This window comes from Paenibacillus sp. 37, assembly GCF_008386395.1.
Classification (GTDB): domain Bacteria; phylum Bacillota; class Bacilli; order Paenibacillales; family Paenibacillaceae; genus Paenibacillus; species Paenibacillus amylolyticus_B.
Genome location: NZ_CP043761.1, coordinates 1,959,453 through 1,982,213 on the forward strand (window position 1 = coordinate 1,959,453; position 22,761 = coordinate 1,982,213).

Consider the following 22,761-nt stretch of genomic DNA (forward strand, 5'->3'; position numbering starts at 1 on the left):
CAGGGAGGAAGCGCCGTAGATTGAGAGCGTTTCTGTAGAACAAGGCTGCCGAAATTCACTCCGAAGCGGTTCCCTGAACCTGTTTGTGTGCAGACACAGAGGCAACAGTAGGGGCAAACGGTTAACGGTCGTTATTCCGTACAAAGTGAGACAGAACCGGTTGCAGGCCAGAAGGGCCACGCAGCAATGGATGTCTAACAAGGGTGGTACCACGGTCTTTTCGTCCCTTCAGGGGAGAGAAGGCCTTTTTTTGTTGCAAAAACACCACAAAAAGGGGGCAATTACACATGAAAGAACGTTTAGAGGCATTGAAGATCGAAGCGCTGGAGCAGTTGTCTGGTGTGAATGATCCGCAGACGCTCGGTGATCTGCGTGTAAAGTATTTGGGGAAAAAGGGTGCATTAACTGAAATTTTGCGCGGTATGGGTGCACTTAGTGCGGAGGAACGTCCAGTTATTGGTCAAGTAGCCAATGATGTTCGGGCTGCCATTGAGGAAGTCATCGACAGCAAGCAGGATCAGTTCCAGAAGGAAGAGACGGCGAAGCGTCTGCAATCCGAGAAAATTGATGTGACTCTGCCAGGACGTCGTGGACGTCAAGGCGGACTGCATCCACTGACCAAAGTGGTACAGGAGATCGAAGATATTTTCATCGGTATGGGATACCGCGTTGCGGAAGGTCCTGAAGTCGAAATGGATTATTACAACTTTGAAGCATTGAATCTACCGAAGAATCACCCGGCGCGCGATATGCAGGATTCCTTCTATGTTACCGAAGACTTGTTGATGCGTACCCATACATCGCCGGTTCAAGTACGTACCATGCAGAGCATGAAGGGCGAAGTGCCTGTCAAAGTCATCTGCCCAGGTAAAGTATACCGCCGTGATGACGACGATGCGACGCACTCTTTCCAATTCAACCAGGTTGAAGGATTGGTCATTAGCGAAAACATTCGTATGAGCGATCTGAAAGGGACCCTGCTGCAATTCGTGCGCGAAATGTTCGGTTCCCACACGGAAATTCGTCTGCGTCCAAGTTTCTTCCCGTTCACAGAGCCAAGTGCGGAAGTGGATGTAACCTGTGTACAATGTGGAGGCAGCGGCTGTCGGGTATGTAAACAAACAGGCTGGCTTGAGATTTTGGGGGGCGGTATGGTTCACCCGAAAGTACTGGAAATGGGTGGTTATGATCCGGAGAAATACAGTGGTTTCGCATTTGGTATGGGCGTAGAGCGTATCGCGATGCTGAAGTACGGTGTTGATGATATCCGTCACTTCTACAATAGCGATCTGACCTTCCTGAAGCAATTCGGACGGTTGTAACTTTACAATAAATAGATCAACGTATATAGAGCAAGCGTTATGAACCGGGAACACCAATTTATAGATGAAGGAAGTGAACGTCCATGAGAGTATCGACAGATTGGCTGTCTGATTATATTTCCCTTGAAGGTGTGACGCCACAGGAATTGGCGGAGAAAATCACCCGTGCGGGTGTCGAAATTGATGTAGTGGAGAACCGCAACAAGGGCGTAAATAAAGTTGTTGTGGGATATGTGAAGAGCAAGGAGAAACACCCGGATGCAGACAAACTGAATGTATGTGTCATCGATGCCGGCCAGGAAGAAGATCTGCAGATCGTGTGTGGTGCGAAAAATGTGGATGCAGGCCAAAAAGTAGTCGTAGCCCTGGTTGGAGCGAAGCTCCCTGGTGGATTGGATATCAAAAAAGCCAAACTGCGCGGCGTTGTCTCCCTTGGCATGATCTGTTCCGCCAAAGAGCTGGGCATGAACGACAAATTGCTGCCAAAAGATCAGCAGGAAGGTATTCTCGTTCTGCCGGAACAAACGGAGGTTGGCACGCCAATCAGCCAGGTTCTTGGTCTCGACGATCATGTGCTTGAACTGGACCTGACACCGAACCGTTCCGACTGTCTCAGCATGCGTGGTGCTGCCTATGAGGTGGGTGCCATTCTGGGTCGTGAAGTGAAGCTGCCAAGTCCCAAAGACCAACTGGTTGAAATTGGTGATGTAGCCGCGAATCATATCTCTGTAGAGATTAAGGCGCAGGAGCAATGCAGTCACTATGCAGCTCGTTATGTAACGGGCATTAAGCTGGGTGCTTCCCCGCTGTGGATGCAAAACCGTCTCATGGCGGCAGGTGTTCGCCCAATCAATAACATCGTTGATATCACGAACTATGTCATGCTGGAATACGGTCAACCGCTACATGCATTCGATGCGGATAAGCTGGAAAAGGGCCATATTGAAGTGCGGATGGCCAACGAAGGCGAAACGATTGTTACGCTGGATGGACAGGAGCGCAAGCTGGAGCCGCACATGTTGCTCATCACGGATGGAGTGAAACCTGTAGCCATCGCTGGGGTTATGGGTGGCGAGAATTCCGAGGTATCGGAAGGCACGGTGAATCTGTTGCTAGAGTCCGCCAAGTTCGACGGCGGGACCGTTCGGAAAACGTCGCGCCAACTGGGGCTGCGTTCCGAAGCAAGCATGCGTTTTGAGAAGGAAGTAGACCCGGGTGCGGTGATTACGGCTTTGGATCGTGCGGCTGAACTGATTCAGCGTTATGCTGAAGGTGAAGTGCACCAAGGAATCGTGGAAGCTGGAGCAGAAGCTGCGGAGAAACGTGTAATTCAATTGTCGCTGGACCGACTGAATCGTTATCTGGGAACGGATCTGTCTTTGCTTGAGGTAAAAACGATCTTCGCTCGCTTGCACTTTGCATGTGGTGATGCTGATCAAGGATTGCTGGATGTGGAAGTGCCAACACGCAGAGGGGATATTACGCTCGATGTAGACTTGTTTGAAGAGATTGCACGCCTGTACGGATACGACAACATTCCAACCACATGGATTGAAGGACCCACGACTCCAGGGGCATATACACGTTCTCAAGCAATGCGCCGCACCATTCGTGGATTGCTCTCAGGCAGTGGCTGGCAGGAAATGATCAGTTACTCCTTTGTGCACCCGGATAAAGCGACCCTGTTCCCGGCGTTGACACAAGGAAGTAAAGCCGTGAAACTCGCGATGCCGATGAGTGAAGACCGCAGTGTGCTTCGTACGAGTATTTTGCCACAAATGCTGGATGCAGCGGTGTATAACATGAACCGTAAACAGGATTCACTGGCTGTATTTGAAGTGGGCAATGTGTTCTTCACCGAAGAAGATCAGTTGACCAAACAACCGCATGAAATCCCAGTACTGGGGCTGCTGCTCACCGGGAATCGTGCAAGCCAGCAGTGGAATGTTGGAGCGGAGAAAGTAGACTTCTTCGATCTGAAAGGTGCTCTTGAGCATCTGTTCGCCTATGTGGGGCTTGAACAACGCATTCGCTTGGTAGCAAACAGCCCTGAAGGATTCCATCCGGGACGTTCCGCATCGGTTTACCTGGAAGGTAAGGATGGCGGGGAAGGCACATTGATCGGTACATTGGGTCAATTGCATCCGGAACTGCAACAGCAGTATGATCTGAATGATGTGTACATCGCAGAGATTGCACTTGAATCGATCTACAGCGAAGCAGACGCTGACATTCGTTATCGTGAGCTTCCGCGTTTCCCAGCCATGGAACGTGATATCGCGGTTGTTGTGAATGAGGATGTTGAAGCTGGAGATATGCTGCGCGCCATTCGTGAATCGGCGGGTGAATTGTTACAAAACGTACAGGTATTCGATGTGTTTACTGGCAGTAAACTGGGTGAAAACAAGAAGAGCGTGGCGATGGCACTGGTATACCGGAATCGTGAACGTACACTCACCGATGAGGAAGTTACTGAAGTTCATGCCCGTGTAGTGGCTCGTCTGGAAGAGCAATTCGGAGCGGAATTGCGTAAATAGGACAAAAGAAGATTTTTTGAACAAAGATTAGCAGGAATTGTTTGAAGTCACATCGAATCCTTAGCATTAGAGGATCGATGTGACTTTTTTGTGATTACAGCTTAGAATCAACATACAGACTTGAAGGAGGGCACAACTGTGACTACACCTGATCGTACACGCGTCACCGTAGAGATCTACGGGACTTCCTATAAACTGGTTGGCAGCAGTGCCGACTATATGAAACAAGTAGCTAACCTGGTAGATGAGCGTATGGGCGCAATCTCCAAGCAAAATTCCCGTCTGGATACTCCGCGTATTGCGGTACTGGCGGCTGTACATATGGCTGAACAGTCTCTTCAGACTCAGGAAATCCGTAATGAACTGAAGATGCTTACTGGAGAACGTACAGAACTGAGAAACGAATTGAATCGGTTAAACGCCATACAAAATGAACATCAACAAGAATTGGAACGGCGTGACCAGGCTCTTGCTGATTTGCAACAGCTGAAGATTGAAGCAGAGCAGGCGTTGCAAAAGTCCGAATCGGACAAAAATTCAGAGATAGCCAAGTTGAATAAGCTGCTGGAGCAAGAGCGCGCCCAAGCAACGGAGCGAGTGCAGAAATTGCAGGCCCAAGCGACGGCACAACTGAAGGAAGCAGAAGCAAAGGGAACGAAACAGCTGAAGGAAATGGAAGAGAAAGCGGCTAATCAGCTTAAACATGCACAGGCACAGGCAGCTTCCCAGCTCAAAGAAGCTCAGAACCGTTCTGCAGCCGAATTGCAGCAGGCGCAGGCCAAAGCTGCGGCGCAATATAAAGAGTTGCAGGACAAGACTGCAGCTCAATTAAAAGAAGCCGAAAGCCGTGCCGTTGCAGAACGTCAACAGATTGAAGCCAAGGCTGCGCAGCAGGTTCAGACAGCCAAGGAAGAAGCCGAGTCGGCCATTTTGTCCGAGTTGGAGCAGGCAGAGAGAAATCTGAAGAAAGCTCAGGAAGAAGCAGCGCTGCAATATAACGAACTTCAGCAACAAATGGAACTTCGTCTTCAACAGGCTGAAGAAAAAGCGTTGCAACAGACACAAGAGCTCACGAATCAGGCGAATCAGGAACGGGCTGACTTGCAGGAACAAGCGGAGCAGAAGCGCCTGACTGAGATAAATCAGTTGACTGCGGAGTTCAAGACGTTATCCGAGCAGTTGGAACTCGAATGGATGGAGAAAGAAGCAGCCCTCGAGGAACAATTGCAGCAAGCCAAGGAAGCAGCAGCGTCCCAGGCGAAAGAAGCCGCAGCGGCGGCAGAGGCCTTATTGCAAGAAGAACAGGGCAAGCTCAAACAGCAACTTGAGGAACAACGTAAACAGGCGGAGACTCGACTATTAGATGTCGAAGAGCAATTAGAAGAAGTGATGACCCAGCTCATCAGTGCACAGGACATGGTTGCAGAGCAAGAACAGCAGCTTCAGCACGAGCGTGGTCAATTGGAATCGTTACGTCATGAGCATGGGGTCCGTAAACAGGAGCAGGAAGTTCAGACTCGCCGAATTACGGAACTGGAGCAACAACTGGAGCAGTTGAAAGAAGACCGTTCCCAGTTGCAGGAACTTCTACGTGAAACGGAACAGGCTGCCCAGCAATCCCGTGATTCACAGGAACAATGGAAGCAGAAGTATAATGAAACTGTGGATAGAGAAACCTCTCTCACAGCACAGCTACGCAAACTTCAGGAGCAACATGCACAGCTTGAACAGGAAGCTCAAAAGCTTCGTGAGGCTGAAGTGAAGTCGGAAGAGGAACAGCGCAGACTGCAAAAAGTGCTTGAACAGGCTCATGCTGCGGTGCGTACATTGCAGAATGAGATCGGGACGCTTACGGAACGTGAGCAGTCCTTGAAGGACCTTGCAGAGCAGCGGTTAGCTGAGATCGGAGACCTGGAGAATCAGATTCTTGAAGTTGCTGAACAAAATGAAACGTTGGAGTCTGGTGTGCAATCCCTTCATGATGAATTGTCCGTGGTGAAGGAAGAGTCTCGTTTCAACCATGAAGAGGCTGTGCAATACCAGAAGGATGCAGAGCTTTTGGAAGAGAAACGCAATCAGCTTGAAGTTGAGCTAAATGTTGTTCGGGAAGAGCTGAACCGACTTCAGGATAACTATAAACAAATCCGTAATGATTACAGTGATGCATTACAACGGGAAGAGAATTACAGTTCCAAGCTGGATGAATTGAGCAAAGAGAAACAAGAGATTGTGAGCGCACTTGAAGAAGCAAGACAGTCTTCAGTTAAACTTTCCGAGCGCTACTCGGAGCAAGAGAGCCGGCTAGCCCAGACTGAGGAAGAAGCGTTGGAGTGGCAGATCAAACACGAAGAACTGTCAGCCAAACAGGCCGAGTTGGTATCTCGTCTGGAGCAGTTGACAAGACGTGAAGAAGAACTCCGCTCAAGTGTTGAACAAGCAGAGCAGAACGACCAGGTGTGGCAACGCCGTGCAGATGAATGGGCGGCTCAGGAACAATCCTGGCAGGAACGCTGGGCTGCACTTGAGAATGAACTGACGGTTTGGAAGAAAGAAAGTGCGGCAAGTAGTGAGTTGCTGGAGGGATTGGAGCAAGAACGACAGCAGCTTGACAAGTTACGTGCAGAAGCGACCCAAGAGAAAGAGATCATGGAAACTGAACTGCTTGAGATGGGTGAACGTTACGAACTAGCGGCCAATCAATTACGTTTGTTACAGGTTGAACGTGAAATGGAGCAGGAGAAAGCAGAGCAGCTGAACACGGAATATCGTCAGTTGCATGATGAATATACGAAATTGCAGACGGAATATAACGAATGGATTGAATTGATTGAACAGGACCAGACCTAGCGGAATGAATGTAGCAGAACTGGCTCGTGGGCAACGTACTCTGGTACAATTTGTTATACTAAAGAAGGAGCTCCCGTCGCTGCGGGGGCTCCTTGTCTTGAAACCTATTCTTCAACGATAATTTTGGAGATCATGCTGCTGTGTCCTGAACCACAGAAGACAGAACAGGACATTTCAAACTCACCAACTTTGTCCGGGGTTATGACTTTGGAGCTATTTCTGGTATCCAGTTGAAGATTCAGCTCAGGCACAAGGATACCGTGATTTCCGTTTTCATTTTTATAAACAATGTTAACGGGAACGCCTTTTTTAAGATGGTACTCAGGTTGATCGAATTCATAGTTACTTGCCTTGATCACCAATTCTTCACTGGCTGTGACTCCAGCATCAGCATCGGTTCCATTGCTGCCAGATTCTGCGGACTGTTTCGCCCCTCCACATGCAGTGAGGACCAGAATTAACATACAGGCAGCAAGCCATGTTATGCCTTTCTTCATCATGTGCCTCCTTAAAGCGTGATATGGATAAAATTTGAATGATTGCTCCAGTCATCATACCGCAATATGTGGATGCCTGTACACGCTGCGTATGTCGTTTTTTTGAAAATTGTACGTGTACAGCAGAGCGTCCGTACTGCCCGAATAAAATAAACCCCTTCCGGCCCAGGGCCTTCAGAGGTTTAGGAGAATTCATGGGGACGTTAAGGTGAAGTGGAGATTAACTTTTGGAGCTTCGTCCGGCATCAAAAGGGGTGGATACCGGGATGAAGAGATCGATAATCCCGATAACCAGCGCAGCGAGAATGGCACCGAGCAGGCTGACTTCAACATGATCTACAACATATTGACCAAGCCAAATCACCAGTGCGCTAACGATAAATCCGACAATACCGCGACCAAACGGGTTGACTCTTTTGCCGAAGATACCTTCAACGATCCAGCCGAGCAGGGCAATGACAAGAGCAAGCAACAGGGCGCTCCAGAAGCCACCAACGGCGAATCCGGGAACGATCCAGCTAACCACCATTAATACAATTGCAGCGATGATAAATCGCACGACATGTCCCAGGAAATTCATGGTGTTTACCTCCTTTTATTCGGATTGAACTGAGCAGGGCAACTCCAAGGGGATGGAGAGGTTGCACAATCCTGACACCTGTAGTTTGTGGTGTTATGGTTGAAGTTATGTGTGGAAGGATTCGTTAAATAGCGTAAGAAAGTTTCTTTCGTTATAATACAGATATAGTTTGGAAGGAGTTGTACACTTGGACACGAAAATTTTACACACATTGGAATATCGCAAAATTTTAAATACATTGCTTAGCTTTGCCCAGACAACTATGGGAAAAAAGAAAGCGGAGCAACTTGAACCAAGCAGTGAACTTGAAGAAGTGAAGCGGTTGCTGCAGCAAACCGATGAAGCCTTCACATTTGATCGCCTGAAAGGCTCACCGTCGTTTGGGGGAATTGTAGATATTACGGCTTCCATTAAACGTGCTGAAATTGGAGGCACACTTAACCCTCACGAACTTTTGGGAATATCCAATACAACCTATGCGGCGCGGCGATTGAAACGTCAGATTGGTACTTTGCATGAAGATGAGCCCATCGAATCATTGTTCTATATTAGTGATCAACTGTCAGAGCAAAAAACGCTTGAGGATGCCATCAAAATCTGTATTGACGATAATGCAGAGGTTGCCGACAGTGCAAGCGTAACGTTGGCGCAGATTCGTCGTGAGCTGCGAGGCGGAGAAACTCGTATTCGCGAAAAGCTGGATTCCATGATTCGATCCTCTACCGTATCCAAGATGCTTCAAGATCAGCTCATCACCATCAGAGGAGACCGTTTTGTTATCCCGGTGAAAGCTGAATATCGTTCGTACTTTGGCGGGATTGTGCACGATCAATCTGGTTCGGGTGCGACATTGTTCATTGAGCCGGAATCCATTGTTGCAATGAACAACAAATTACGCGAAACCCGGATTCGGGAAGAACGCGAAATAGAAATTATTTTGCAGAAATTGACGGCACTTGTCAGTGAGCAGGGAGAGTGGCTGTTGTATGATGTCGACTTGCTGGGATCACTTGATTTTATCTTTGCCAAAGCACGTCTCGCTCGTGAACTGAAAGCAACATTGCCTCGCATGAATGACCGCGGGTTCCTGAAGCTCAAGAAAGGCCGTCATCCACTGATTCCGATTGAAAACGTGGTTCCAATTGACATAGAGTTGGGCAATGATTACACATCCATTATCGTGACAGGTCCGAATACGGGTGGTAAAACGGTAACGCTCAAAACAATTGGATTGCTGAGCCTGATGGCCATGTCCGGTTTATTTGTTCCGGCTGAGGATGGCAGTCAGTTATGTGTATTTGATGCGATCTATGCAGACATTGGGGACGAGCAGAGTATCGAGCAGAATCTGAGTACTTTCTCCAGTCATATGACCAACATCATTCGTATTCTGAAAAACATGACACCAAAAAGTTTGGTATTGCTCGATGAACTTGGCGCAGGGACAGATCCGGCTGAAGGTTCCGCACTGGCGATTTCTATGCTGGAGCATATGCACCGGACGGGATGTCGCATGGTTGCAACCACTCACTACAGTGAACTGAAAGCATACGCATATGAGCGTAAAGGTGTCATTAATGCCAGCATGGAATTTGACATCAACACACTGAGTCCAACCTATCGCCTTCTGGTGGGTGTACCTGGACGAAGTAATGCATTTGCCATTGCAGAGCGACTGGGACTGCCGGGTTACATTCTCGACTACGCCCGTGGCGAAGTGAAGGAAGAGGATCAACGAATTGAGCACATGATTGCTTCTCTTGAAGAGAACCGTCTTACGGCTGAACAAGAGCGTGAGAAGGCAGAGAGCTTGCGCCAGGATATGGAGAAATTACGCAGTCGTCATCAGACCGAACTGGAGAAGCTGGAACAGCAGCGTGATCGCCGGATTGAAAAAGCAGAAGAAGATGCACGCAGCATTGTGGACAAGGCTCGCGCGGAAGCGGAGAAGATTATAGCCGATCTTCGCCTGTTGGCTATGGAAGAAGGTGCTTCTGTGAAGGAGCACAAACTCATTGCTGCCCGCAAACAGCTGGACGAGGCTGAACCGGAGAAACGCAGGAAAACGGTCAAAAAGACGGCAACAGCGCCGAAGACTCGTGCCATCGGTCCTGGTGATGAAGTGCTTGTCTACAGTTTGAATCAAAAAGGCCATGTTGTAGAGATGGCGGGCAGCAAAGACGCTATGGTACAACTGGGGATTATGAAAATGAAAGTATCCCTGGATGACTTGGAACTGCAGCAATCTGCTCCCGCAGCCAAACCAAAGCAAAAACCGGTAACGGGTATGAAGCGCACACGTGATGACAATGTGAAAAGTGAATTGGATCTGCGTGGTACCAACCTGGAAGAAGCCCTGATGGAGACAGACCGGTTCATTGATGAAGCTTTCCTTGCCAACCTGGGCCAAGTTTATATTATTCACGGTAAAGGTACAGGAATTTTACGTTCCGGTATTCAGGATTACCTGCGTAAGCATAAACATATTAAAAGCTACCGGCTCGGCAATTACGGAGAAGGCGGGAACGGTGTGACCGTCGCAGAATTGGAATAGCCGGTCCATGAATCAATGATATTCTGCGACCTTATTCATGAAGGTCGCAGATGGGGAGAGGGGAACGGTGCGTGATAGAAAGCATTGACCAATTGCTGTCTCATCCCTTGGGGATGGTACTCGGTTTTTTCTCGGTAGCGATTATGGAGCTGCTCGTATTTCTGGCTTGCTTCGAACTGGTGACTAAGTATAAATGCTGGACGGAGATCAAGAAGGGTAATGTGGCCGTTGCGATGGCTACAGGAGGCAAGATCTTCGGGATCTGCAACGTATTGCGGTTCTGCATACAAGCGAAATCTTCGGTGTATGAAGCCATGACGTGGTCATTTGTAGGGTTTATCCTTCTGCTCATTGCCTATTTTTTGTTCGAATTCCTGACACCCGTGTTCTCCATTGATAAGGAGATCGAATCGGATAACCGAGCTGTCGGATTGATATCCATGATTATTTCAGTCTCGCTGTCGTTTGTTATTGGCGCGAGCATTATCTAGGGGGACTGGTCATGAAGATATTGATACGGATTCTGTTTGCGGCATCGATCGTGTTTTTTGCCATCGGTGTCATCTATGTAATGAATACATGATGATATGAAAGAGAAAGGTTGATCAATATGGAAACAACAGTATGCCCTTGGTGTCAGACGGAGATTGTATGGGATGAGGAGCTCGGTCCTGAAGAAGAGTGTCCTTATTGCCACAATGAGTTAAAAGGATACCGTACGCTCAACATTAACATCGATGATGAAGAGAACGATGAAGCTGAGGACGACATCTATGATGTAGATGATCTAACGAACGAGAAACAGACTACGGATCTTTCTGATCTGTGGGGGGATGAAGTCGAACTCAAATTGCCGGAGTTGCGAACGTTAACCAAATACGCGGATGAAGGTAATGATCTCATTCAGTATGAACAAGGTGTACAGAAGCAACTTGATCATCAAGAAGAAGTACCAGAGTGCCCGAATTGCCGGGAATTCATGATTCTCGTAGGTACACAAGCTGCAACGAAGGATAACTTCACACCAGTTGCTAACGCAGCTTCAGGCGAAGGTTCACTATTGGCATCACCGTTTAAAGTATTGACCTATGTATGCTCGGGATGTTTCCAAGTTCAATACAGTCTGTCTGAGGAAGATCGTCTGCGTCTGATCAAGAACCTGAGTACGCAGGAATAAACATTTATTTCGGAGATTATAACCAATTTCATAGCAATCCTGAAGATTCATCATGTTTTCTTCTTGCTTGGGGTACGTTAACCCTAAGACCTACCTGTACATAGTTCACTTCAGGTGGATGAAGGAGGAGCAGATGAAGATTACTTTAGGCCGACAATCCATTCTGCTTTTGGGCGTGAATGGATTGTTTGCGTTAGCCGGAGCGCTGTCGGGAACCTTTTTGAATGTGTTTCTGTGGAAAAGCCGTCCGGATTATGCCATGTTGGGGTGGTTCACTCTCAGCCAGCAACTGGCCATTGGACTGACATTCTGGCTTGCTGGCAAATGGGTCAAGGAACACAATAAAATGAGTGCACTACGACTAGGTACTGCGCTGTCCGGCATATTTTATATGATAGTCCTCTGGGCTGGTTCCAAAGCTGTAGACTGGATATGGCCTCTGGGTATGCTACTAGGTTGTTCCTTGGGGCTATTCTGGATTGCATTTAATGTTGTGTATTTTGAAATAACGGATCGGGAAAACAGGGATCTATTCAACGGCTGGGTGGGGTTACTTGGTTCGATGTCAGGAATTATAGGTCCATGGTTCTCCGGTCTGATTATTACTCGCATGACAGACAACACAGGATATCGGCTCATCTTCACGGTATCACTCGTTATTTATGTCATAGCGGTAGTTTTTAGTTTTTTTCTGAAAAAAAGAAAGGTGAGCGGTACATACCGCTGGTCGGAACCTTGGATACAGCTATCCAAGCGGGATAGCCCCTGGAGGACCTTAGGCTTGGGTTTATTCGCTCAGGGTGCACGTGAAGGTGTCTTTGCCTTCCTGATTGCACTGCTTGTATATTTGGCTACCGCACAGGAGTACAAATTGGGGCAGTTCTCACTCATCACTTCAGCTGTGGCACTAGTAAGTTATTGGGCAGCCGGGAAATGGTTCAAACCACAGTATAGATCAAGAGGCATGTTCATCGGAGCCCTCATTCTGCTCGTTGTGCTTCTTCCTCTTCTCTGGAAAGTGACCTATGGAACGCTGTTAATCATGGGGATTGGGAGTGCTGTTGCGATGCCGTTATATGTACTGCCGATGATATCAGCGGGATTCGACATGATGGGTACAAGTGGCGAAAATGTGGAGAAAAGGGTTGAACTTGTCGTTTTGAGAGAGTTATGCCTGATGCTTGGCAGACTATGTGGGTTGGCCATATTTATTGTGACGGTCTTAAATGCTCCGTCTCTACGCATGTTAACCTGGCTTATTTTTGTCCTCGGTGCTTCTCCGCTAATTGGATGGATCTTTATGCGCAAGTTATTGAACCGAACGGAAGGGCAAGAGCCTTCGGCTTAGCAGGCTCCCCAATATATAAACAGGGTACAGCGGCGGGGAAAGAGAACTTTCCGTGTGCTGTACCCTGTTTGTATTGATTTATTTTGATGTTATACAGGAGATGGTTTACTTGTACGTGTGAGAGAGAACAGGTCCATATCAGGGGTTCGTTTGCCAGTAATAGCATCCACAATTAAGGAAGCAGCAATCATGCTGTATACGGTTCCGTTACCTCCATACCCTTCTACAAAGTATGAATGCGGATAATCCGGATGTGTGCCAATCAGGGGGAGGCCATCATTCGTATTACCAAACACAGCACCCCAAGCATAATCGACTTCAAGATCATCTAAAGGGAAATAGGAAAGAACTTCTTCCAAGAGTGTATCTCCCCGATGATATGCCCGTATTTCACGTTGATCCTCCCGAGGTGTTTCTTCATCCAAACCGCCTGCGATGATTCGGCCGTCGGGTGTTGTTCGCATATATAAATAAGGACGTGCTGTCTCCCAAATCATGCTGTGTTCAAACCATTCACTAAGATCAGACAACGGTTTGGTAGCAATCGCGTAGGTCGTTTTCAAATAGGCTCCACGATCCTTTTTGATATCCTGAGTTTCGTAACCGGCAGCAAATATGACCTTCTTCGCACGGATTTTACCATTGGAAGTGTGGCATACTACACCATCTTCATTGTATTCACAGTGTATCATCTCTGTCTGACCATAGATTCGAGCGCCACGCTTATTGGCGGATTCAAACAAGGCATGAACAAAACGATAGGGGTTCACTTCTGCATCTCCCATTGTGTACAGTGCAGCGGGTTTGCTGAAAGGGAAATGCTGGCTTATTTTGTCGGCATCCCACAGTTCCGCTTCAAAACCATAACGCTTCAAGGTCTGATATTCTTCCTCCAATAGGGTCACATCGTCTTCACTGCTCGCAAAACAAAGACTTGTACGTGGGATAAACCAAGGGTCTGTATCCAGGCTCTCTGCAATTTGAGCAAGTTGTTTCATGGCTTCACGACAAAGCTCATAAAAACGTACGCCTGTTGCTTCACCAAAAGTATGGATACATGAGGTTAATGTTTTGTCATTGGTATATTGTAAAAGACCTGTATTGGCAGAACTGCTGCCGTTGGCAATGTCTCGCTTATCAATCACAACAGTGTTAACACCCTGTTCCGTAAGTAGTTTAGATGTTAATGCGCCCCCCATGCCCCCACCAATGATGAGGCAGTCACAAGAGATGTCTTCTTGCAGAGCAGAATAATTAAATGTTGAATTGAAAGTGGAGGGCCAGAAAGGTGTGCCATAGACCAGATCCATTAGAAACATCTCCTTTATAATTTGAATTTGTATACTTTTGTGCGACCGGGTTAACAATAATTGCGCATAAACTTTATGCCGAGGAGGCCATCGAAACATGCAGAATCAGACTATGCAAGCGCTGAGTCCCAAGGAATTGAACTACATTGCGGACTCTATCACCAATGAAGAACTGCTGATTAAGCAGTGTGCAGCTACAGCTTCCATCACACATAATCCACAAATTCAACAGGCACTGAATCACTATGTTCGCTCACATGAACAACATCTGAACACGCTTGTCAATGCACTGCAACAACATCAGTCTCTTGCACCGGCGCAAGTCAGTAATTGAAAACAACTCTAACTGTATAGGAGGAAAACGCATGTATTCTCAATCTCCATCATCTAATGGCGCTTTTATGCAGGAGCAGGATCTGCTGAAGTCGATTCTTGCAGATTTAAGACGAACCTCGCGCGAATATACGACTGCGACAACGGAAGCTTCCTGCCCCATGACACGTCGAATGTTCACAGACCTGACAAACGATACCCTAAGATTACAAGGGGAACTGTTCAATCTGATGCAGCAAAACAACATGTATTCTGTTTCGTCCAAAGCACTTCGTCAGGATGTGGACAAGCAAATTCAGTCCGCCCACCAGACCCAACAAAAGTGTCAGCAATTCATTCAGGAAAAGAATACGCAGAACAGTTCATATAGCCAAGCTCCTAATGTGCCGCAGCATCAACCGAATTACGGTAACCCTTATTACATGTAACCTTTGCAAAAGAGGTTTGAAGCACCTAATGGTAAAGGACCATACCACCGCTTGCCTGAATTCAGGGCAGGCGGTCTTTTGTCTATGCATCAACGTCAAATTCATGTAATATAAGTATTAATTCATTTTCAGGAACCTGGATGATGCTGGAGGGAAAACCATGAAAGATTTGAACGATCTGCAATTAAAAGTTCTGGATCTGCTGAAGGAAGACGCGAGAAGGACTCCCGCACTGCTGTCGACGCTGCTGGGGGAGTCGGAAGACAAGATCAAGAACGCCGTTGCACAGCTTGAACAAGACCACGTCATCGTAAAATACGCTACCGTCGTGAACTGGAGCAAAATAGATGATGAAAAAGTAACAGCTCTGATTGAGGTGCAGATCACGCCGGAGCGTGGTCGTGGCTTTGAAGGGATTGCCGAACGCATTTATCTCTATCCGCAAGTGAAGTCCGTATATCTCATGTCCGGTGCATACGATCTGCTCGTAGAAGTGGAAGGTGGCAACCTGCGTGAAGTCGCTAATTTTGTGTCGGAGAAACTGTCTCCGATAGACTCTGTACTTTCAACCAAAACGAATTTTATTCTTAAAAAATATAAGCAGGACGGGATTATCTTTGAAGACCATCAGGAAGACAACCGTCTCATGATCTCGCCGTAAAGGAAGATGTGTCATGATAGTGAATGAACAGACAACCGGGAACAACAAGAAAATGACATCGTATCTGGCACCCCTCGTGCAGCAGATACCTCCATCCGGAATTCGTAAATTCTTTGATCTGGTTGGAGACAACAAGGATATTATCACATTGGGTGTGGGTGAACCTGATTTTGTTACCCCTTGGCATATGCGTGAAGCTTGTGTATACTCGCTGGAAAGAGGTATGACCAGTTATACATCCAACGCAGGTATGCCGAAGTTGAGAGAAGCCATCAGTGAATATCTGGATACTCAGTTTGATACCAAATACGATCCCAAGGATGAGATTATTGTTACGGTGGGTGGCAGTGAAGCGATAGACTTGGCTTTGCGCGCATTAATCGTACCTGGTGACGAGATTCTCATTCCTGAACCTTCGTACGTGGCGTATTCACCAATCGCTTCAATCGGTGGCGGTATACCAGTTGGTGTTGAAACCTACGCGAAAGATCAGTTCAAGTTAACGGCCGAAGCACTTGAAGCTGGCATCACACCGAAGTCGAAAGTGGTTATTCTGTGTTATCCGAGTAATCCCACTGGAGCCATCATGACGTATGAAGAGTGGCTGCCTATTGCTGAAGTGATTAAAAAGCATGATCTGATTGTGATCGCGGATGAAATTTACGCTGAATTGACGTATACGCAAAAACATGTTAGCTTTGCAGCTATCCCTGACATGAAGGAGCGGACCATTCTCGTAAGCGGATTTTCGAAGGCTTTTGCAATGACAGGTTGGCGGATCGGTTACATGTGTGGTCATCCTGAGCTTATTGCAGCCATGCTCAAAATCCATCAGTATACGGTAATGTGTGCGCCGGCCATGGGTCAGGTTGCTGCACTTGAGGCGTTGACGAATGGTTTGGGTGAGAAAGACCGGATGGTAGAATCGTATAATCAGCGTAGACGTTTAATTGTGCAGGGCTTCAGAGATATTGGACTTGATTGTCATGAACCTCAGGGAGCATTCTATGCATTCCCGAGCATTCAAAAGACGGGTATGAGTTCCGACCTGTTTGCTGAGCGATTGTTAACGGAGAATAAAGTGGCTGCTGTTCCGGGCAATGTTTTTGGCCCTCAAGGTGAAGGCTTCTTGCGTTGTTCTTATGCTACTTCTGTAACCCAATTAAATGAAGCTTTGGAACGAATCGGAAACTTTGTTTACAAATTGCAAAAAGAGGGTTAATACTAAAGTAGAATCTTTTTACAATTGTGACATTGTTATCATTGGAAAAAAATAACTTTCTTTTACAAAATAATGTGATATAATTCAAATTTGAAATAAGTTTTCATATATTTGGAAACCATTTTTCCAAGGAGGGGTTAGCTTTGTTTTGTGTTGAATATGATTTACCGACGAATCGTGGGCACGTTCTGGCAGAAGGCGATCATGGCGACCGATGGTCGGTGAAACCCGATAACGCATCTTTGCATGACATTTCCTTGGAAGATGAAATTCATATGCTTCGTCGCAAGATGGAACAGATCTTCCTCGAAGAGAAATCATTCACATCCGATATTGTAATTGAAATCAGCAGTTTGCTGGATTTAAAGATTAATGAATATATGAAGGCTAACCCGATTAAAGCAAAATAACGTTTATGCTGGATTGAAACGTTTCATTAATCGAATTAGAAAGGGAGACCTGAGAAGGTCTTCTTTTTTTGTGTGTAAAGGCAGGGTGATCCCCCGATAAGCCAGGTTATTTTTTTGCGTGGAACAATTGTGATATATTGGACATAGGAGACTAAAGGGGGAACTGGAATGAAGAGATTTTGGGGGCTTACTGCAATCATTTCTATCGTTTTTCTGCTTGCTGGTTGTGGAGGTAAAGATGGTTTTTCCATATTCATCATTGATAACCAAGGAAATCCATCTGTAATCTCAGAACAGTTACAGGCTAATCTGCAACAGAAACTGGGTGAGGAACCCAAGGTGGAAGTGATTACCAGTGCGATGTATGATGTTCAGAAAATTATGGTAGAGTATGCGGCTGGAGGACATGATATTTTCATTTTGCCTGAGTCCGACATGAAACAATACGGAAGTAATGGCTCCAATGTTCCGCTGGATGATACTTTTGATCCCAAGAAGTTTGAACGGGGTGTATTTGAGGGTGGAGTATTGGTAGAGAAGGGTGAAGGAGATGGAGGTTCAGATATCAAACAAGAATCACATCTTTACGGCATTCCGCTCGAAGATATGAAAATGTTTAAAGATGTAGAATATGCTGCGAACAATCTGTTCGCTACCATTCCAGTGTCATCTTCCAATGTCGAAGAATCCAAAAAAGTGCTGAAGGCGCTGACAGAGTAAAGAAAATTCAGAATGGCTATGGAAGGAGGGAAGCGGATTGCTGATTACGGTCACAGGCGGCATAGGTAGTGGTAAAACCCGGTTTGCCCTCAAGTACGCAGCCGGAATTAGCCGGGAGGGTGTATATTTATCCACCGGTGATCATGATCCCGTTATTCCCGAATTGCCATCCGCTCATTATCGTGCCATTCATGCCGGGAACGGTCAGCATCTGACAGAGGTGATCACCCAGATTAATCGGGAATCCAATCTGTTTTTGGCGGATCAGCGAATTGTAATTGTAGACAGTCTGACCTCATGGATGGCTGCCGGTTTCAGGGCAACAGAGGATCTGGATCATCAGCGTTCAGAGACACAGCTTTTGCTTGATGCTCTATTGTCTTATCAGGGGAAGTTGCTTGTGATTACCAATGAAATGCATGGCACATTGCATCCTACCGAGGAAGAACGAATATTTACAGCGAGAATGGCTTCGGTTAATCGGATGCTGCAGATACATGCTGAAAAGATGTACATGCTGGTATCTGGTCTGGCTATCGATCTTAAGAGTCAGGGCATGCGAAATGAAGATGAACGATAGCGAGATGACATAAACGGGTGACATAAAGAAGCCTCCTTAACCACGAATTGGTGGCGAGGAGGCTTCATTTATTAAGCTGTCCTTTTTATTTCTGCTTTTTGCTACGTCTGATCCACCAGATGATACATCCGATGACAATGATGGCGAGAATGACGTACACTACAATGGAATAGACGTCCATAAAGTGCAAAATGCTCTCCCACGATGCGCCAAGCGCAGCACCAACGCAGACAAGAATGACATTCCAGATCAATGTACCAATGGTTGTAAAGAGAAGGAATAAACCAAATTTCATATTGGACATGCCTGCGGGAATGGAGATAAGACTACGAACGAGGGGAACCATTCGGCAGAATAATACGGTCCACATGCCATATTTGTCAAACCATGCATCGACACGGTGAATATCCTCTTTTTTGATGCGCAGAACATGTCCCCAGCGTTCCACAATTTTCTCAAGGCGTTCGACGTCAATGAGTAGACCAATACCATACAGGATCACAGCACCAAGGACGGAGCCAATGGTAGCGGCGATAATAACCCCTGGAAGAGTTAGGCTGGTATAAGTGGTCATGAAACCGCCAAACGGCAAGATGATCTCGGATGGAATTGGGGGAAATACGTTCTCAAGAGCAATAATGAGTGCAATGCCTATGTAGCCGTATTGTTCCATGAAATCGGTTATCCAGTTTTGCATAATCGTCTCCTTTACTTTTGGTTTCCTTCGATTTGTCGTATACTCGGCAGAGCACACCAATTCTTATATACGTGTAAAGCGATAGGCGGGTTTCTGAAAAATAGCATTCCCGTATTCATTAATGATATTAACAATTGGAGGGGTAACGATGGGCATATATACACGAACAGGTGACGAAGGTCAGACTTCGGTTATTGGTGGACGCGTCATCAAGGATGATGACCGAGTAGAGGCTTATGGCACGATTGATGAATTGAACTGTTTTGTCGGTCAGGCGATCAGCCTTATTGACTCTGCTCAGGGCGAATTCGAGGATCTGCGTGAACATCTGCTGGAAGTGCAGCAGGAACTGTTTGATTGTGGGTCGGATCTGGCCTTTGTGAAGATTAGTGAGACCAAATATAAGGTGAGAGATGAAATGGTCACACGTCTGGAACAATGGATCGACCAGTATGATGCAGAGAATCCAAAAGTGGAACGGTTCATTATTCCAGGTGGCAGTCAGCTGTCTTCTGCTCTTCATGTATGCCGTACTGTGTGTCGTCGCGCAGAGCGTCGCACGGTAACACTTGGACAACATACAGATATTAATCCGTCTGTACGACGGTATCTAAACCGACTGTCTGATTATTTCTTCGTGGTTGCACGGACGGCCAACGCGAGACAACAGGTGGCGGATATTGAATATGTGCGGAGCAAAAAAGTCTTCCGCCGCAAAGAATGAGCCAATATTATTCGCCGATTGTCTACACGGTGACCGAACAAGAAGATGGCTGGCTGCTGAAGACCGTGCTTCAGCGCCGGTTGCTGGTGTCGCGTAAGCTTTTATCTAAAATTAAGCTGACTGAGCAAGGTGTCATGCTTAATGGAGAGCGCGTGTACATTAGCGTCAAGGTAGCTGCGGGTGATGTCGTTGAAGTTCGGATGGAGCAAGAGGAATCGGATGATATTCTGCCTGAACCTATTCCCTTTACCGTTCTGTATGAAGACGAGCACTTACTTGTTGTAAACAAGGATGCAGGCATCATCGTTCATCCGACACATGGACATTACACGGGTACTTTGGCAAATGGCGTTGTTCATTACTGGAAATCCAAGGGCGAGCGCTTCCGGTTCAGACCGATTCATCGACTCGATCAGGAAACGTCAGGTGTGCTGGCCATAGCCAAGAACCCTTATGTGCATCAGCATGTGTCCGAACAGATGATTGCAGGAACAGTGGATAAGAAATATATTGCACTTGTGCACGGCAGCCCTGTCCCAGAACAGGGGGCAGTAGATGGCCCGATTGATCGCGATCCTGAAGAGCCACACCGCCGAATCGTTACACCTGATGGCTACGCTGCAAGAACGCTGTACACAACCTTAACACGCTGGGCAGAAGGCAGCGCCAGTGCGATAAGTCTCAAGCTGGAAAGTGGCAGAACCCATCAGATCAGGGTACATATGACGTCCATTGGTTGCCCATTGATCGGTGATCGAATGTACAAGACACTACCTGTACACGAGATCGATGAGCAAACCATGGCTATTCGGGAAGTACGGGACAGCTGGATCGAACGCCAGGCATTACACGCTTGTGAATTGACGTTTGAACATCCCATTCTACAGGAACGCGTAACGTTCCAGGCTCCTTTTCCAGCAGATATGGCCGCGCTGGAGCAGCGTTTGAATGATGAGGCAGCTCCAAGAGAAGAAATGTAGGAAGCCTGCGAAGAGGGCTTTAGATACGCCCTCTGTGTAGTGGGTGTCGTAGCTTTCCTGTACGGTCCATCTTGCTAGGCCCTTTCTGCTTAAGTTTCAACGCTAGTAAGCTATTCCATTGTGAGGGGTGCTATAATGCACCCGAACAACATGCCGTAGGCTAATCTTTATGGTTTAATATGTTGATGTTTACCCATTTCATGTTAAATATTTCATGAATTCAAATCCCAAAAGCTTTTAAGGATATAAAAGCTGTAAGACTTTGACCCAAAAAATATAGCGAATGTGTGTTTTGAACATATTCGCAAAAAATCAGTAAAATTACATGGCGATGGTATCGATTTGGAGCGACTTTTGGATTTGCGAAGCAAACCAAGGGAAGCGAGAAGTCGAGACCGGAGCCACACCGGAGCCACAGGAGGAACACACACATGAGTAACTTAAAAGTATATCAATATGCCAAATGCGGCACATGCCGCAAAGCTGTAAAATGGCTTGAAGCGCAAGGACATGAGCTGGAGTTAATCCCTATTTTTGACTCACCGCCATCCGAATCTGAACTAACAGAACTCATCCAAAAGAGTGGACTGGAAGTGAAAAAGTTCTTTAATACGAGCGGGGAAGTGTACAAAGAACAACAATTGAAGGATAAGCTTCCGGGCATGTCCGCTGATGAACAGATTCGTTTGTTGGCTTCCAATGGTCGGCTGATCAAACGTCCGATCGTTACGGATGGAGAAAAGGTGACGGTTGGATTCAAGGAAGAAACGTATGAGCAGGAATGGAACAACGCATAAACGCGCTGAATATCAGCCTTGAATTGTTCAAAATTCAGGGCTTTTTTGGCTGAACGATGGTTGGCGGAACTATGCTATAATGATAGAATTAGTTTCGTATTTTGTATGCTAGATTTAGATAGGAGAGAACAAATTCAAGTGAATCAACGTAATGAACCTACTTTGTTGCTGGTAGACGGTATGGCGGTGTTGTTCCGTGCTTTTTATGCGACATCTGCAAGCGGATATATCAGACGTACAAAGGCAGGATTGCCTACCAACGCAGTCTACGGATTTATCCGTTATTTCTGGGATGCGGTTCAGACTTTTGGACCAAGTCATGTCGTTTGTTGTTGGGATATGGGCGGTAAGACGTTCCGCGGTGAAGAATATGCAGCCTACAAAGGCAACCGGGCCGAAGCTCCGGATGACCTGATTCCCCAGTTTGCCCTGATTCGTGAAGTGATGGATAGCCTGGGTATTCCGAATATAGGTGCACAAGGATTCGAAGCCGACGATTGTATCGGGACGCTTGCGAAGTATTATACCGAAGAGACAGATATGAATGTTATGGTACTGACGGGTGACCACGACATGTTGCAACTGATTAATGACCGCACGAGTATCATTATTATGAAAAAAGGCCATGGCAACTACATGGTGTATAATCCTGAAACGCTCATGGCCGAGAAACAACTGACACCTCGTCAAGTGATTGACATGAAGGGTCTGATGGGAGATGCCAGCGACAATTATCCCGGCGTACGGGGAATTGGTGAGAAAACAGCGTTGAAGCTTGTACAGGAATACGGCTCCATTGAAGGGATTTTGAGCAACATGGATAAACTGACCCCTTCGGTGCGTAACAAGATTGAGAATGATCTGGACATGCTTCATCTGTCTCGCAAACTGGCAGAGATTCATTGTGCTGTTCCGGTTGCCTGTGCGCTGGATATCTGTGAATTGCGTCTTGATCCGGATATGGTGATGGACAAGTTTGAACAACTTGAGATGAAGAGCCTTGGCTCTTGGATGGGAGTGGCAATAGGGTGAGCAAC

The 22,761-nt window shown here is 46.8% G+C and carries 22 protein-coding genes; 18 read left to right on the forward strand and 4 right to left on the reverse strand.

Annotation, left to right across the window (positions count from 1 at the left end; all coding sequences use genetic code 11):
- The first annotated feature begins 287 nt into the window (after positions 1-287).
- The 3 genes from pheS (at position 288) to F0220_RS08940 (ending at position 6,706) form a co-directional block, all read left to right on the forward strand.
- Complete coding sequence (pheS, locus tag F0220_RS08930) at positions 288-1,322, forward strand: phenylalanine--tRNA ligase subunit alpha (RefSeq protein WP_017689641.1); 1,035 nt, start codon at positions 288-290, stop codon at positions 1,320-1,322.
- An 83-nt stretch (positions 1,323-1,405) separates the two neighbouring features.
- Positions 1,406-3,859, forward strand: a complete 2,454-nt coding sequence (pheT, locus tag F0220_RS08935; RefSeq protein WP_105597988.1) for a phenylalanine--tRNA ligase subunit beta — start codon at positions 1,406-1,408, stop codon at positions 3,857-3,859.
- Positions 3,860-3,997: 138 nt separating this feature from the next.
- Entirely contained in the window at positions 3,998-6,706 is a 2,709-nt protein-coding gene (locus tag F0220_RS08940) for a hypothetical protein (RefSeq protein WP_105597989.1), read from the forward strand.
- 104 nt (positions 6,707-6,810) lie between these two features.
- Here the strand turns inward: F0220_RS08940 and F0220_RS08945 are convergent, their stop codons facing one another.
- Both F0220_RS08945 and F0220_RS08950 read right to left on the reverse strand, forming a co-directional pair.
- Positions 6,811-7,203 carry a cupredoxin domain-containing protein gene (locus F0220_RS08945; protein WP_091014748.1) on the reverse strand — a complete coding sequence of 131 codons (393 nt, stop codon included), beginning with the start codon at positions 7,201-7,203 and terminating at the stop codon, positions 6,811-6,813.
- Positions 7,204-7,423: 220 nt separating this feature from the next.
- On the reverse strand, positions 7,424-7,783 hold the full coding sequence (locus tag F0220_RS08950; RefSeq protein WP_017689637.1) for a phage holin family protein: 360 nt from the start codon (positions 7,781-7,783) through the stop codon (positions 7,424-7,426).
- A 187-nt stretch (positions 7,784-7,970) separates the two neighbouring features.
- Here F0220_RS08950 and F0220_RS08955 point away from each other — a divergent pair, with 187 nt between their 5' ends.
- The 4 genes from F0220_RS08955 to F0220_RS08970 all read left to right on the forward strand — a co-directional run bounded on the left by F0220_RS08955 (position 7,971) and on the right by F0220_RS08970 (position 12,862).
- Complete coding sequence (locus F0220_RS08955; RefSeq protein WP_105597991.1) at positions 7,971-10,337, forward strand: endonuclease MutS2; 2,367 nt, start codon at positions 7,971-7,973, stop codon at positions 10,335-10,337.
- Between the two features lie 50 nt (positions 10,338-10,387).
- A complete protein-coding gene (locus tag F0220_RS08960; protein WP_082219034.1) occupies positions 10,388-10,828 on the forward strand; it encodes a DUF350 domain-containing protein in 441 nt (146 codons plus the stop codon).
- Positions 10,829-10,947: 119 nt separating this feature from the next.
- Positions 10,948-11,514, forward strand: coding sequence for a hypothetical protein (locus F0220_RS08965; RefSeq protein ID WP_105597992.1), 567 nt, complete (start codon positions 10,948-10,950; stop codon positions 11,512-11,514).
- 133 nt (positions 11,515-11,647) lie between these two features.
- Complete coding sequence (locus F0220_RS08970) at positions 11,648-12,862, forward strand: MFS transporter (RefSeq protein ID WP_105597993.1); 1,215 nt, start codon at positions 11,648-11,650, stop codon at positions 12,860-12,862.
- Positions 12,863-12,951: 89 nt separating this feature from the next.
- Here F0220_RS08970 and F0220_RS08975 read toward each other — a convergent pair whose 3' ends face one another.
- Complete coding sequence (locus tag F0220_RS08975; protein WP_149846481.1) at positions 12,952-14,172, reverse strand: NAD(P)/FAD-dependent oxidoreductase; 1,221 nt, start codon at positions 14,170-14,172, stop codon at positions 12,952-12,954.
- A gap of 97 nt (positions 14,173-14,269) precedes the next feature.
- Between F0220_RS08975 and F0220_RS08980 the strand changes: the two genes are divergently transcribed.
- From F0220_RS08980 to F0220_RS09010, 7 genes are all read left to right on the forward strand, one after another.
- A complete protein-coding gene (locus F0220_RS08980; RefSeq protein ID WP_091014732.1) occupies positions 14,270-14,506 on the forward strand; it encodes a hypothetical protein in 237 nt (78 codons plus the stop codon).
- Between the two features lie 31 nt (positions 14,507-14,537).
- Positions 14,538-14,933, forward strand: a complete 396-nt coding sequence (locus F0220_RS08985; protein WP_091014731.1) for a spore coat protein — start codon at positions 14,538-14,540, stop codon at positions 14,931-14,933.
- A gap of 160 nt (positions 14,934-15,093) precedes the next feature.
- A complete protein-coding gene (locus F0220_RS08990; protein ID WP_024628343.1) occupies positions 15,094-15,594 on the forward strand; it encodes an Lrp/AsnC family transcriptional regulator in 501 nt (166 codons plus the stop codon).
- Between the two features lie 13 nt (positions 15,595-15,607).
- Complete coding sequence (locus F0220_RS08995; RefSeq protein WP_036610094.1) at positions 15,608-16,816, forward strand: aminotransferase class I/II-fold pyridoxal phosphate-dependent enzyme; 1,209 nt, start codon at positions 15,608-15,610, stop codon at positions 16,814-16,816.
- 188 nt (positions 16,817-17,004) lie between these two features.
- Positions 17,005-17,226 carry an aspartyl-phosphate phosphatase Spo0E family protein gene (locus F0220_RS09000; protein ID WP_179198508.1) on the forward strand — a complete coding sequence of 74 codons (222 nt, stop codon included), beginning with the start codon at positions 17,005-17,007 and terminating at the stop codon, positions 17,224-17,226.
- A 168-nt stretch (positions 17,227-17,394) separates the two neighbouring features.
- Positions 17,395-17,946 (forward strand): type 2 periplasmic-binding domain-containing protein, encoded by a 552-nt coding sequence (locus F0220_RS09005; protein WP_105597995.1) that lies wholly within the window; start codon positions 17,395-17,397, stop codon positions 17,944-17,946.
- Positions 17,947-17,983: 37 nt separating this feature from the next.
- Positions 17,984-18,526, forward strand: coding sequence for a bifunctional adenosylcobinamide kinase/adenosylcobinamide-phosphate guanylyltransferase (locus F0220_RS09010; protein WP_076209196.1), 543 nt, complete (start codon positions 17,984-17,986; stop codon positions 18,524-18,526).
- 85 nt (positions 18,527-18,611) lie between these two features.
- On the opposite strand, the gene F0220_RS09015 is transcribed toward F0220_RS09010, so the two are convergent.
- The gene (locus F0220_RS09015) at positions 18,612-19,223 is read right to left on the reverse strand and encodes a DedA family protein (protein WP_017689624.1); all 612 of its coding nucleotides are present in this window, start codon (positions 19,221-19,223) and stop codon (positions 18,612-18,614) included.
- Positions 19,224-19,371: 148 nt separating this feature from the next.
- Here F0220_RS09015 and F0220_RS09020 point away from each other — a divergent pair, with 148 nt between their 5' ends.
- From F0220_RS09020 to F0220_RS09035, 4 genes are all read left to right on the forward strand, one after another.
- Positions 19,372-19,947, forward strand: coding sequence for a cob(I)yrinic acid a,c-diamide adenosyltransferase (locus F0220_RS09020; protein ID WP_036610088.1), 576 nt, complete (start codon positions 19,372-19,374; stop codon positions 19,945-19,947).
- Positions 19,944-20,927 carry an RluA family pseudouridine synthase gene (locus tag F0220_RS09025; protein WP_105597996.1) on the forward strand — a complete coding sequence of 328 codons (984 nt, stop codon included), beginning with the start codon at positions 19,944-19,946 and terminating at the stop codon, positions 20,925-20,927. Before F0220_RS09020 ends, F0220_RS09025 begins: the two co-directional genes overlap by 4 nt.
- 431 nt (positions 20,928-21,358) lie before the next feature.
- Positions 21,359-21,724, forward strand: a complete 366-nt coding sequence (locus F0220_RS09030) for an arsenate reductase family protein (RefSeq protein ID WP_017689621.1) — start codon at positions 21,359-21,361, stop codon at positions 21,722-21,724.
- Between the two features lie 138 nt (positions 21,725-21,862).
- Positions 21,863-22,756, forward strand: coding sequence for a 5'-3' exonuclease (locus F0220_RS09035; RefSeq protein WP_017689620.1), 894 nt, complete (start codon positions 21,863-21,865; stop codon positions 22,754-22,756).
- Positions 22,757-22,761: the final 5 nt, after the last annotated feature.